Origin of the sequence: Nodosilinea sp. LEGE 07298 (assembly GCF_015207265.1) — a bacterium.
Lineage (GTDB): Bacteria > Cyanobacteriota > Cyanobacteriia > Phormidesmidales > Phormidesmidaceae > Nodosilinea.
On record NZ_JADEXE010000212.1, the window covers coordinates 1 to 11,898 of the forward strand.

12 protein-coding genes and 1 pseudogene are annotated in these 11,898 nt (G+C 54.5%); 5 read left to right on the forward strand and 8 right to left on the reverse strand.

Annotated elements, in window-relative coordinates; all coding sequences use genetic code 11:
* The 3 genes from IQ273_RS23260 to IQ273_RS23270 form a co-directional block, all read left to right on the forward strand.
* Nucleotides 1-1,317: NAD(P)/FAD-dependent oxidoreductase (locus IQ273_RS23260; protein ID WP_194025538.1), on the forward strand; the 1,317-nt coding region annotated here is incomplete at its 5' end.
* Nucleotides 1,318-2,154, forward strand: coding sequence for a SirB1 family protein (locus IQ273_RS23265; protein WP_194025539.1), 837 nt, complete (start codon nucleotides 1,318-1,320; stop codon nucleotides 2,152-2,154).
* A complete protein-coding gene (locus IQ273_RS23270; RefSeq protein WP_194025540.1) occupies nucleotides 2,151-2,885 on the forward strand; it encodes a succinate dehydrogenase cytochrome b subunit in 735 nt (244 codons plus the stop codon). Before IQ273_RS23265 ends, IQ273_RS23270 begins: the two co-directional genes overlap by 4 nt.
* A gap of 198 nt (nucleotides 2,886-3,083) precedes the next feature.
* Here IQ273_RS23270 and IQ273_RS23275 read toward each other — a convergent pair whose 3' ends face one another.
* Both IQ273_RS23275 and IQ273_RS23280 read right to left on the reverse strand, forming a co-directional pair.
* Nucleotides 3,084-3,329 (reverse strand): hypothetical protein, encoded by a 246-nt coding sequence (locus IQ273_RS23275; RefSeq protein WP_194025541.1) that lies wholly within the window; start codon nucleotides 3,327-3,329, stop codon nucleotides 3,084-3,086.
* Nucleotides 3,330-3,592: 263 nt separating this feature from the next.
* On the reverse strand, nucleotides 3,593-3,919 hold the full coding sequence (locus IQ273_RS23280) for a hypothetical protein (RefSeq protein WP_194025542.1): 327 nt from the start codon (nucleotides 3,917-3,919) through the stop codon (nucleotides 3,593-3,595).
* A gap of 470 nt (nucleotides 3,920-4,389) precedes the next feature.
* Here IQ273_RS23280 and IQ273_RS23285 point away from each other — a divergent pair, with 470 nt between their 5' ends.
* Nucleotides 4,390-5,022 carry a hypothetical protein gene (locus IQ273_RS23285; RefSeq protein ID WP_194025543.1) on the forward strand — a complete coding sequence of 211 codons (633 nt, stop codon included), beginning with the start codon at nucleotides 4,390-4,392 and terminating at the stop codon, nucleotides 5,020-5,022.
* Between the two features lie 193 nt (nucleotides 5,023-5,215).
* Here the strand turns inward: IQ273_RS23285 and IQ273_RS34975 are convergent, their stop codons facing one another.
* Together IQ273_RS34975 and IQ273_RS23295 are read right to left on the reverse strand one after the other, a co-directional pair.
* Nucleotides 5,216-5,713, reverse strand: a complete 498-nt coding sequence (locus IQ273_RS34975; RefSeq protein ID WP_194025544.1) for a DUF3368 domain-containing protein — start codon at nucleotides 5,711-5,713, stop codon at nucleotides 5,216-5,218.
* Nucleotides 5,710-5,955, reverse strand: coding sequence for a UPF0175 family protein (locus IQ273_RS23295; protein ID WP_194025545.1), 246 nt, complete (start codon nucleotides 5,953-5,955; stop codon nucleotides 5,710-5,712). The genes IQ273_RS34975 and IQ273_RS23295 overlap by 4 nt, the downstream gene beginning before the upstream one ends.
* A gap of 36 nt (nucleotides 5,956-5,991) precedes the next feature.
* Here IQ273_RS23295 and IQ273_RS23300 point away from each other — a divergent pair, with 36 nt between their 5' ends.
* Nucleotides 5,992-6,384 carry a GFA family protein gene (locus IQ273_RS23300; RefSeq protein WP_194025546.1) on the forward strand — a complete coding sequence of 131 codons (393 nt, stop codon included), beginning with the start codon at nucleotides 5,992-5,994 and terminating at the stop codon, nucleotides 6,382-6,384.
* Nucleotides 6,385-6,450: 66 nt separating this feature from the next.
* On the opposite strand, the gene IQ273_RS23305 is transcribed toward IQ273_RS23300, so the two are convergent.
* From IQ273_RS23305 to IQ273_RS33955, 4 genes and pseudogenes are all read right to left on the reverse strand, one after another.
* Complete coding sequence (locus tag IQ273_RS23305; protein WP_194025547.1) at nucleotides 6,451-8,229, reverse strand: SWIM zinc finger domain-containing protein; 1,779 nt, start codon at nucleotides 8,227-8,229, stop codon at nucleotides 6,451-6,453.
* A gap of 130 nt (nucleotides 8,230-8,359) precedes the next feature.
* Nucleotides 8,360-9,364, reverse strand: a complete 1,005-nt coding sequence (locus IQ273_RS23310; RefSeq protein ID WP_194025548.1) for a DUF6492 family protein — start codon at nucleotides 9,362-9,364, stop codon at nucleotides 8,360-8,362.
* A gap of 19 nt (nucleotides 9,365-9,383) precedes the next feature.
* Nucleotides 9,384-11,156, reverse strand: a complete 1,773-nt coding sequence (locus IQ273_RS23315) for a sedoheptulose 7-phosphate cyclase (protein WP_194025549.1) — start codon at nucleotides 11,154-11,156, stop codon at nucleotides 9,384-9,386.
* A gap of 530 nt (nucleotides 11,157-11,686) precedes the next feature.
* Nucleotides 11,687-11,898, reverse strand: a pseudogene (locus IQ273_RS33955) (IS4 family transposase); the annotation flags it as partial.

An 11,898-nucleotide genomic window follows, 5' to 3' on the forward strand; every position in this document is an offset into this window, starting at 1 on the left:
ATTCTTGAGCGCGGCGCATTGCAGGGCCGAGAACAAGAGTGGAATATCTCTCGCCGAGAACTGGCCGAGCTGACCGAGCTGGGCCTGCTGACAGCCGCCGAATTAGACGATGTGATTGCCTCGGAGTACAACCCGGCCCGCATTCAGTTTGGCGAGGGCGACCCGCTCTGGGTGGAGGATGTGCTCAACGTTGGGGTAGACCCCAGAGGTTTGCTGGAGCGGCTCAAGGCCAAGTTTTTAGAAGCCGGGGGCAAGCTGTTTGAGCACACGGCCTTCGACTTAGCCTGGGTGCACCCCAACGGCGTACTGGTAAAGGCCGAGCAGCCCTTGACCACCCGGCTGCTGATCGATGCCATGGGCCACTTTTCGCCGCTGGTGCGCCAGGCCAGAGGTACGAGCAAACCGGATGCGGTGTGCCTGGTGGTGGGTACCTGCGCCGAGGGCTATGCTCAGAACGACACGGGCGATTTGCTGGTGTCGTTTACGCCGCTGCGGCACCAGTGCCAGTACTTTTGGGAGGCGTTTCCGGCCCGAGATGGGCGCACCACCTATATGTTCACCTACCTGGATGCCGACCCCAGGCGGCTGAGCCTGACGGACTTTTTTGAGGAATACTGGACCCTGCTGCCGGAGTATCAGCAGGTGAAGCTGGATGAGTTGCGGGTCAAAAGAGCCCTGTTTGGCTTCTTTCCCTGCTACAAGCAAAGCCCGCTGCGCTACCCCTGGGGGCGCACCCTGGCGGTGGGCGACAGCAGCGGCAGCCAGTCACCGCTCAGCTTTGGCGGCTTTGGGGCGATGATTCGCCACCTGGATCGGCTGGTGAATGGCATTGACGGGGCGCTGGGGTGCGATCGCCTCGGTGCCACCGCCCTGGGAGCGCTTCAGCCCTACCAGCCGAATCTATCGGTAACGTGGCTGTTCCAAAAATCGATGAGCGTGGGGATGGATCAAAACCTGTCTGAGCAGCACATTAACCGCATGCTGACGGCGATTTTTGCGGCCATGGATAAGCTGGGCGAACCCACCCTCAAGCCCTTTTTGCAGGATGTGGTGCAGTTTCCGGCTCTGGCCAAAACCCTGGCGGTAACCTCAATTAAATATCCAGGTTTGGTGACGAAAATTATTCCCCAGGTCGGCGTTAGCGCCTTGATAACCTGGCTGGGGCACTACGGCAGCCTGGCTGGGTACAGCGCTTTGGAACCTCTGGCTCGGGCTTTGAGTCCAGTATTTGAGTCACTGCCCCCGGTTCAGCGATACTATAGCCTTCGTTGGCGAGATAGCCTGTTTTATGGCAGCGGTAAGGACTACGACGCCTAAATGACCAATTCTGCACTACCCCGAGAGCGCCTGTATCAAGAGCTGCAGCAGCCAACCGATCAGGTGAGTTTGTCCAGGGCCGCTCTATACATTGCCCAGGAAGAGTATCCCTACTTAGTCGTTGACGACTATCTGGCTATGCTCGATCGCATGGCCGATACCCTGAGCCAGCGCCTGCCCAAAGCGCCCTACCCGATGAAAATTATTGGTGCCATCAACGACTACTTGTTTGGCGAGCTGAATTTTCGCGGCAACAGCGTTGACTACTACGACCCCCGCAACAGCTTTCTCAACGAGGTGCTGGAGCGCCGGGTGGGCATTCCCATTACCCTATCGCTGGTGTATTTAGAGCTGACCCGCCGGATTGGCTTCCCCATGGTGGGGGTGAGTATGCCGGGGCATTTTCTGATTCGCCCTACGGTGGATGAAATGGATATTTTTGTCGACCCCTTTAACCGGGGCGAGATTTTGTTTGAGCAAGACTGCCGCGATCGCCTCAAGCAGATGTTTGGCGATGCAGCCCAGCTGGAGCCGCAGCACCTGGCCCCCATTACCCCGGCCACATTTTTGGTGCGGATGCTGACCAACTTGAAGATGATTTATCTGCAAAATAGAGATGTGCCCAAAGCGCTCGATGCGATCAACCGCATTTTGCTGATTCACCCCGAGTCGGTGAATGAATGGCGCGATCGCGGTCTGATTAACTACCAGCAGGGGCAGCTTAGCGATGCCCAGCTTGACCTAGAGCGCTACCTCTACAAGCACCCCGATGCCCCCGATGCCTTTGAAATTCGCCGAGTGATTGAGCAAATCGAGAGCGTGCAGGATGAACCATGACCAACACCCTCAAAGCCCCTGAACAGAAACCTGAGTCTTCTAAAACCGCTGCATCGCCGCTGCTGACGTTCTACCGCTCGTCAATCGGCAAAAAGTTGATCACTGGCTTTACGGGGCTGGCGCTGGTTACGTTTGTGCTGGTGCATATGGCGGGCAATCTGCTGCTGTTTGTGGGCCGCGATGCCTACAATGCCTACGCCCTATTGGTGAGCAACTTTGGCGTTGTTTACTATGCGTTTGAGCTGGCGCTAACGGCGATCGTGCTGCTGCACGCCTGGGTTGGCATTGAGATTTTTTGGCGGCGGCGGCAGGCGCGGCCCGAGGGCTATAGCACTTACCAGTCGGCGGGTGGCAATAGCTACCAAACCCTCAGCTCGCGCACCATGATTATTACGGGCTTGGTGCTGGCGGTGTTTTGGGTCACCCACTTGATGACGTTTCGCTTTGGCACCCACTACACCACCGAGCTGGGCGGCGACACCGTGCGCGACCTGGCCCGCCTGGTAATTGAGAAGTTTCAGGCGCTGCCCTACGTGGTGGGCTATACCGTTATTTTGGGGCTGCTGGCCTCGCACCTGCGGCACGGGTTTTGGAGTGCGCTGCAGTCGATTGGGTTATTAGATAGAGGAATTCGACCTTTGGCCTACGGCACGAGTGCGGTGGTGGGCGCTGGCATTGCGGCAGGCTTTTTGCTGTTGCCCTGGGCAATCTACCTGGGCCTGGTGAGCTAAGCCTGAACCGTGAACTCGCTTCTCACTAGCGAAGCCTCTCCAGCAGAAAATCGCTCGTACTTGCTTCGCATTAGCCCAGTCAGACTTGTAGACCTGTAGGGTGGGCACCGCCCACCTTCTACCTCCCGCTCTCACTAGGGATTTGAGAGGGAGGGTTTGGTGGTGAGTGCATGAGTAGAGTGGTGGGCATTGCCCACCCTACCCACTGGCCCGTACTTGCTTCGCGTTGGCCCGTACTTGCTTCGCGTTGGTCTGTGATTGCTTCGCGCTGGCCTGTGATTGCTTTGCGTTGGTCTGTGATTGCTTCGCGTTGGTCTGTGATTGCTTCGCGTTGGTCTGTGATTGCTTTGCGTTGGTCTGTGATTGCTTCGCGCTGGCCTGTGATTGCTTCGCGTTGGCCTGTGATTGCTTCGCGTTGGCCTGTGATTGCTTCGCGTTGGCCAAATCAGTAGACCCGTAGGGTGGGCACCGCCCACCTTTCAACACCCGCTCTCACCAGGGATTTGATGGGGAGAGTTTGATGGTGAGTGAATGAGTAAGGTGGTGGGCAATGCCCACCCTACCCACTTGGGCCGGGACACACCCTATGCATAATCAAGCTTTCAGCGCTATGACAGTGCAATATTCAATCCTTTAGAAATCGGGTGCCTGCTGTTTTTCTAAAAACTGGGCTACAGGCAGCAGGCACCTGATCTCTTGGCGAGAAACTACTCAATCAGCAGGATCTTGGTCAGTATCACCATCCACGTCTCGACTCCGCTCGACGACCGCGTCTCGACTCCGCTCGACGATCGCGTCTCGACTCCGCTCGACGACCGGGGCTCAGCACCGCTCAGCGGAGCGGGCATGGGCTCTGACCAGTCGTTGGGGTCGGCGTAACCCAGGGCGTGGAGGATTTTGATGGTGCGATCGATGCCCGCCAGGCTGCCGTAGAGCATGTGGCGCACCCGCTCTTGGCGCGGTTGAGGCTTGCTGGAATTGGCAGGCGGAAGATTTGACGCGCCAGATGCGTCAGGCTCAAGATATTCAAACATCGGTTCTGTTTCCTTGTAGTGGGTACGGAAGAAACAGAACGCGAAAACCCCAGCCACCCGCAGTTGACGTGCAAACTGGAGTGACTAGGGTACGATCTCCCTAGCCTCGCAATCTGCCCAAGAGATTCGCGGGGTCAGCTGTCGGTTGGTGGTGCTAACACCTTCCGGCAGCGCTAAAGTTTTCGAGTTCTGTGTGAACACCGCTCAGGTCGAACGGCTTAATGGATGAGTGTATTGGTACAAAAGCTCCCTGTCAAGCGTGGAAGAGCACTCTGTATCATTGATCCTCATGCAGGGCATGCTACTAAAAGCTGCCGGTAAATATTTTTTGGGTGGGCTGATCCAGCATACTTGATGGATTAGGACTCCTAACCCAGGAGTTAAATAAAAGAAGTGCTGATAGTATCCTAAAGCCAGGGGCTTATTTAGAGATTCTGAAGCTTTCTCATAGCTAGCCAAAGGAAAAGATCGTGAAAGACATTCTTCCTGACGCCTCAATCAATATTTCAGATTCGACGCCTCGCGAATTCCTTGACAGGATGGCTGGTCTGGCTGATAAGTCCGATTTCTTGAAAGTCCAAAAGAATTACGATTCGATTTTGAATATGGACGTGCTGAATTTTTTGCATGAAGGCTCACTGTATGAAGGTCTGGTAGGTCAATTAATTTATATTCCGAAAAATGGCAGTATGATTTGTGTCGAAGTAAGAGCAAATTGGGGGATGCTAGAAAATCAACCTTCTTATGATGCCTATGTGGAGACCTTGAACTTAATCTTTCTAGACCTAATCCGAACATATAACAAAACCTACGGCACAAGATATAGATTGGCGATTCAAGGAAAGGGTGCCACTAAGCCAAAGCTTTCTCCAAAAACTCAAGAAATGTTCGATGCGTTCGTCACTTTGGCCAATAAGAATAGTCTGCATCCATTGGATTGGGAGCGTTTCTATGAGTTTGCCCGTGCTTGCCACGTATTCCGTACTAAGACTAATGAAGAAAACGTTTTCCGACTCTTAGTTCATGCTGGGTTTGACGAAGAATACGCTCTCAAAATCGCAACTGTCTATGGGCATCTTCGTGAGTTTCAGCGCTACATTTGAAGTAAGAGCGATCGCTGATCTCCTATAGACTGAGGCTAACGAAGGAAACCCAACAGTCTTTCTCTCGATTAGCGCTGCCATTAAGTAACGCCAGCTAACCCTGCATGGCAACGGACGAAAGGTTAATTTTCACCTTTAGCTGGCTTTATCTTGCCTGTAGAACATCCACAAGGTTTACCAGTTACTCAGAAGATCAAGGCAGCTCGATCTCGTTAACAAGTTGCAAAACACTGTTGTACAAAGGCTCTGCGACCCAAAATCCAGCCTCATTGATCAACGCATCCAGTAGAGGTTTCACTTCTACAATCAAGCCTCGACTTTTCGCTTCAACTAAAAGCCCCACAATACCTGTGTAGCGGAGATTTAGCCTGCTTGCCACTAGCCGACCTCGGCGTTCATCAATCAAAACTTGATCAGCTTGCATCTCGACTGCTAAAACGATCGCCTCAGCTTTTCCAATATCAAGTTTGTTGTTCAGTGCTTCGACGAGGGTGCGATCGCTGACAGCACGCGTTTGAATCCAGTCAAAGATTTGTACTTCGGTCGCACCTGCAACAGGGAAATTGGGGTCGGTTAGTTCTCGATAAACGGCTTCAGGAATCAAAACCGTTCCGTACAGTTGATTTAGAAGGTGGAGGTGATTAATTGCAGCGAGGTTATTGATGGGTGATGTGTCGCTGACAATAATCACAATCTACCCATCTCCCGCAGGTTTTGAATGTCCTGTTCAAAATCTTCCACCCCGTAATGCATTGAAATGTGGCGACTAGCGAGTAGGTGTTGAAAGGCAACACGGTGCATTCCTGCAAATCGACTGGCTTGAGCAAGGGTAAGCTTTTCGCGCTGAAAGAGCATAACAGCAATCTCTTGAAGCATTTCAGCTTCAGTCATGCGAGTTGCAGTTAATATCTCATCAGGGACAACAATGCTCATAGCCCAGTTTCTCGCTACTTTCACTATTGTACGCTTATGGAGCAATTCACTGGCGGCTGCCTGTGCGGCGACGTGCGCATTGTGGCAACAGGGTTGCCATACCGGGTCGGCCTTTGTCACTGCCTTGACTGCCGCAAACATCATGGAGCCCTGTTCTACGCTGCCGCGATCTTCCCTCAGGATGCAGTCACCATCGCTGGCGAAACCCGCGACTACAATGGGCGGTTTTTCTGCCCTCGCTGCGGCTCATCCGTTTTCGCCCGCACCGCAGACGAAATCGAAGTGCACCTGGGCTGCCTGGATGCCCCCGACCAACTAATGCCAACCTACGAAAACTGGATCATCCGTCGTGAGTCGTGGTTGCCGCCGTTTCCGCTGGCCAGGCGATATGAGCGCGATCGCGACGCCAAAAACCCCTTTGAAGAGTAGGTCGCACGATAAGACCTCCCTCTCCAAAGGCCGCAGCATCTGAGATGAAGTTACGGTAGGCCCATTTCAAAGCTTGTTTTGCTGCATCAGCCCCATCAGCTTGCGTTTGCGACCGTGCTGACTGAGCAACGTTTGGTGATAGCCAGACCAATCTGCCCCTTGCCCCAGGGCGTGGTAAGCCGCCTTAACGCGTTGCAGCCATTCCACCGCATTGTAGTAGTACTGGGCCTTCCCCTCATCCATAATCGATTCGGCGCGGGGGCGGGCATTGTCTATCACCCACTGGCTGTGGGTAGCCACGACCCTGTCCATCACCCGCAGAATGAGTTGGCTATGGTAGCTGCTGAGACCCGACGCCACCGCGATCGCATCCTCTAGCAACCCTTCCTGAAGAAAAATATCGATCTGGGCCTGCTCTAGCCCCCAGTGTGGAGCGGTGCGGAGGTGTTGCAGCAGCGTCTCTCGCACAGCAGGCCAACCTGTCTCGGCTAGGCTTTCGATTTTTTGATAGTCCTGCAAAGACGGTTTGGCTTTGAATGCCACGATGCGAGCTTCCAGGGCAGCACTGGTGTTGCCTATACCCTCCGCCAGATCGCTGGCCCAGGTGGCAACATCAAAGGCTACGTAGGGGTTGTTCTGCTCAAACCGGAGTCCCTGCAAGGCGATGTCTAGGGCTTGGGGCAGCTGATTTTGCGATCGCAGCATCTCGGCCAAAGCTTTAGCCTCCGCCAGGGTACTCATTTGGCGCTGGGCGACCGTCATCGCCTGATCAACCCGGCCCAGCTGCCCCAGCATGGTCAAATACTGCTGGGTCTGCCCTTCTGCCTGGGCCAGGTGTAGATATTCTTCGTAGCGTTCCTGGCGGGCCAAAATTTTCAGGCGAATCTGGCTAAACTCATCGGCCCAGTCGGGCGCTTCCCCCGACCAAGCCCCCAGTTCTGAAATGTTGCCCTGCAGAACCCTTACCAAGGGCGGATAGTCCCAGCCCTGTCGCAGCGCCTCTAGGGCCATGGCAAAGCTGCCCAGTCTGTCCTGCCAGACTTCCAGGTTTTCCTGCCACTCTGAGATTTCGTCTTCGCTCAGGTCAGCACTCAAGAGAACTTCAGCCCAGGCTGCATCAAAATCGATATCCACTTCCTCGGGTGTGAGGCCACAGAAGTCGTCAATCTCGTCCCAGTTGTTTACACAGCCTTCGGTAATGCCCTGTAGCACTACCAAGGCGTTGGCCCAATCCCTTTGTTCGTTAAAGGCCAGCGCATGGGCAATCAATTCGCCCATTTCAATTCCAATGGTGTCCTCATCTTGGCCATATTCCCAGCCGCGCACGGCATTGCGCAAAATCTCCCTGGCCTGGCGCGCAAAGGGAACCGGATCGACGCTGGTTTTGCGTTTGGGGGCTGGGGTAGCGGTGACCTTGGGCTGGGCTAGCTGACTCACGTACAGATCGATCGACTCAATTAAACCAGGATTTTCAGCAATTAAGTGTTGCACCAGTTCTTGCGTTTGCGCCAGCGTCAGCGGCTCTAGGAGTTGAGCCAGGGCCGGACGCTGCTCTATGGTTTCGGGCTGGTGAATGCAGGCGAGCAGGGTGGCGACGATGTGCTTGCACCAGCCTTCAAAGTTGTAAGGGCAGGTGCAGTCAGCCTGGGTTACACCACCTCCATCAAAATCAATGGTGACTCGGTAGGGGGTAACCTCATTGCCTTCGACCTCGGCTTGCAGAGTCTGCTGCCGCTGGGTGAGAGAAACCACCGCGCCAGAGCGAAAATAGCTTTCACCCCGAGCATAAGACGGCTCGGTGGCGTGGTACTGGATGGTGGCCGAGGTGAGGTTAGGAAGGGGCATCGGCAGTAACGGGTAGATCTAGTCGCTACCTGAAGCCTATCGTACAAGTTGTGCCTGGAGGCCAATGTGACGTCTCGTGGGAAGGCTAAACAATCGGCACTGGCTGCTTGGCCGCGTATTTGCCCGCAATCTACTTGTGATTACGAGGGTTCCAGCGCGATCGCTGTTCTTCTATGTGCATAGTCGCCTCATTCTTTTTAAGGTGCCGGGGGCTGCTTTCGAACGATAGCGATGAAGGCATGGCCTCTGACCCATACTCCGCTCGAATAAACGCCGCCACATCAACATAGGACGGCGAAAAGACCGCGTCTTCTAGCGAGGGTGCGGCGAGGTACGACCTCAGCGCGGCGGAAAATAACCCTGAGCCATCGTCAAAAAAGCGCTCCGTGGTGGCTCCGTAATCGTCGTAGGGGTAAAACGACAGATCTGCCGGGGCCTGGGCCGCCACCCAAGACGCATAGGCCCAGTACTCGCTAAAGGTACCAAACTCGTTGGCCGATCGCATCATTAGCAACAGCCAGTGGCTATTGGTTTGGTAGTGGCGGTTGAGCTGGTGCTTAAAGGTGGCCAGGTGCTCTTGCTTAAACCACATATGGTGCGGAATAAACGTGCCCTCCGGGTCGGTGCAGGGCTCGATCTCCAGTACTGAGCGAATCCACTTGGCCCAGGTTGAAACAATGTCGGCATTGCCCCACTGGTTGTGCTGCAGCAGGGCAAAGCGATGCTGGGGGCTGGGCTGCTGCGCTTCGATCAGGGGCCAGGTGGCCACGGGCAGCAAATCACTGTCCCAAACGACATACCATTCGCTGAGGTCTGGAATGCCCTCTGCCGCGCCCAACTTGAGCAGCTGCTGATAAAACCAGCCCGGCGTATAGAGCGATGCCCCCAGGTCTAGCTCGGCGCAAATGGCGTCTTTGGTAAAGCCGCAGCCCTCAAAAAAGGATTCTTCGCCGTGGGTGAACAGGCTAGCTACCTGCCAGTCCCTCGCTTTGTCTTGCAGGGCCTGGGCCTCCTGCTCTGGGGCAATGATATGAATGGCCCTGGGGGCGTAATGGGTCGTAATTCCCTCTAGTACCGCCTGGGTATTCCAGCGGCAGCGGTAGAGCGGAATGACCACATCAAACGTGTTTGCCATGGCTTCAGCAAAGGCCTCTCTATACGGTTGATAAGGTTTGGGCAGAGTCTTCTTCGTAAGCCGAGTCTAGCTGCACCGGAATGTGGGCCACCGTGGACGGATCTTCTAGCCCGACATCGCTGCAGAGGGGGTCGATGCCAATACCCTGGCGGGGATAGGTGACGCAGATGTCTCGGTAGGCGGCGATCGCTTCGTTCAGCTCATGTTGAGTTAACGCATTGAGATACCCACATTGCCCAATAGCACCCTTTGGCAACGGCACCACCAGGTTGCCCCCCCGCTTTTGAACAATTTTTTCTTGGGCGGCCCACAGAGTATCTTTATTCAGCAGGATATCGTGCCAGAGGCTGAGCCCAAAAGAGTCGATCAACCGCAGAATGCGGTGAAACTCTTCAGCGCTAATCCAGTTCAGGCGATGGCTGAGGTAAGCCCCAAACCCCATGCCAATCGCTACCGCGTGGCCGTGCAACAGCCCGGCTTCGATCTCAAACCCCGGTGACCAGGTGTGACCATAGGCATGGGGGCGGCACTGATGGGTCTCGTAAAGGTTGTCGTATTCGGCCTCTACGTAGCTGCGCATGGCCGCACCCAAAATTTGCTGAGAAAGCTCGCTGATGTTGTCTCCAGGATGGCAATGCGTAGTGCCAAACCGTGAGGTGACTAGCTCGGGGCCAGCCTGCTCTAGGTAGCCAAATAGCGCGGCGTTTTTGACCACGGCCATTTTGATAATCTCAGCAATGCCGTGGCGAAGCCAGCCTTCGCGCAGGGTCTTGAAGAAGGAGCGATCGGTAATCGATAAAATCGGCGCATGGTAAGCCCCAAACAGATTTTTGTAGCCAAAGCCATCGCAGCAGGTGCGGGGGGATGGGCCAGCATCGATCCCCGCCACCACGGAGGTAGAGATCATTACGTAGGGGGTGTTGCGGTGGTACAGGGCGCAGGCCAGACCACCGGTATCGGTCAGTACCCCACCACCGATAATCAGCACGGGCTCATGGCGAGCTACCCCAAGCTGCTTAAAGTCACCGAGCATGCGCTCTACAGTATGGATGCCCTTATCGACTTCCATAGCCCGATAGACCAGCTTTTTTAACGGAATACCATGGTGGCGAAAGTAGTGCTCAATCTGTTCGCCGTAGAAGCTATCGACGTTTTGATCGACCAGGCAGACACAGCGCCCGAGGGTTAGGTAGGTGTCTTTTAAGACGGGCTGCTCAGGGTCGAGCACGTTCTCTAGCACTTTAATCGAGGTGAATGTGCTCGAACTCATCACCGCTTCAATGGTTTGATCGTCTGCTGTGCTCACCACATGGCCGTGGCTTTCGCGATAGCTGGAGGTCGGATAGATAGCATGGGGGTTGGTCTCAACTAAACGCAAGGCCAGCTCCTGGTAAAACGCCTGCTCTTGACTAGCCAAGAGCTGCCCCAGCAACTTGTGGTCGCCCAGGATAGACGATTGGATTCTGCTGGCAAAAGCCGACCAATAGACCCCAGCGGCAACATCAAAGGCCGCAATCAACTCGGCCAGAAGGCCAAAAAAACTCGCCAATGACAAGTTCAGGCAGGTGCGCAATCGGCGACAGGCAGGCAAGCCCTGAATCGCCCCTAGAGCCGCAAACTCTTGCCCTAATTCTGAAGAAAAGACCTGGCAATCAACGAAGCAAAGCAGGAGATCTTTGAATGCAGGATGGCAATAAATGGCTTCAACGGCATGGTCTAAATCTGGGTAGGCCAAAAGCTGGCTGTCATAGGCACCGATAAAAGCCGCAACCACCGAGGTAGTTTTCGTCATTATTGAGTTCCCGCAAAGGACGTGAGTGCAATCTCGGCCAGGGTATTAGAGCCAGAGGAAAAGCGTTGAGAGAATTATTTGCCTAACTTAATGGCAATACACCATTGACCTACGCCCTGAAATCGGAGGTTTCAAGGGGGCATAGCTAAAATAGAGTCACCTTGTCGGGCAGAATGCTAGGTCTTCCCAACCAGGCAATGGTTTGCATTGATTCTTGCGCTTTTCCTGGGTGATACCCTTTCTTCAAGTAACTTAACATGGGTGTCAAGAAAAGTCAGTGGCGAGAGAATATATACTGCGGATCTCGCAAAGCCAGTTTTCGCGAAACACTAAATTGAATGTCTCAGAAAACCAGCAATCATAGAGCTGAGAGCCTGGTTGACTGCCGAAAGTTGCTTGTCAGTCAACCAAACGCCAATGTATTAGTGCTGTTCGTTGCAACCATTCTCATCACCTGATTTCAGAAGAAACGCAGCATGGAGCGATTCACTGGCGGTTGCCCTTAGTGGTGCAGAAAACTTAGGGCAGTCTCACCATGAGAATGTGAGGACCTTAGCGAACTCAATGCGACAGTCTAGGGCGTCTCGCTTGCATTGAGAGGCGCAAGCGGGCGGTGGATTGCCCTTAGGCAAGGCTTGGAGGATGGGCAAGGGCAAACGCTCGTAGCAAAGCCGAGCCAGTTCCCGCAAACCGAGTTGCAGAAAACTCAAGCCCCGGTCGCCATGCCAATCCAGACGACTCC

Bases quoted from the DNA above. Each gene is read 5' to 3' on its own strand.
- IQ273_RS23265 (WP_194025539.1), top strand. From the start codon at position 1,318: ATGACCAATTCTGCACTACCCCGAGAGCGCCTGTATCAAGAGCTGCAG.
- IQ273_RS23270 (WP_194025540.1), top strand. From the start codon at position 2,151: ATGACCAACACCCTCAAAGCCCCTGAACAGAAACCTGAGTCTTCTAAA.
- IQ273_RS23280 (WP_194025542.1), bottom strand. From the start codon at position 3,919: ATGTTTGAATATCTTGAGCCTGACGCATCTGGCGCGTCAAATCTTCCG.
- IQ273_RS23295 (WP_194025545.1), bottom strand. From the start codon at position 5,955: ATGAGCATTGTTGTCCCTGATGAGATATTAACTGCAACTCGCATGACT.
- IQ273_RS23300 (WP_194025546.1), top strand. From the start codon at position 5,992: ATGGAGCAATTCACTGGCGGCTGCCTGTGCGGCGACGTGCGCATTGTG.
- IQ273_RS23305 (WP_194025547.1), bottom strand. From the start codon at position 8,229: ATGCCCCTTCCTAACCTCACCTCGGCCACCATCCAGTACCACGCCACC.
- IQ273_RS23310 (WP_194025548.1), bottom strand. From the start codon at position 9,364: ATGGCAAACACGTTTGATGTGGTCATTCCGCTCTACCGCTGCCGCTGG.
- IQ273_RS23315 (WP_194025549.1), bottom strand. From the start codon at position 11,156: ATGACGAAAACTACCTCGGTGGTTGCGGCTTTTATCGGTGCCTATGAC.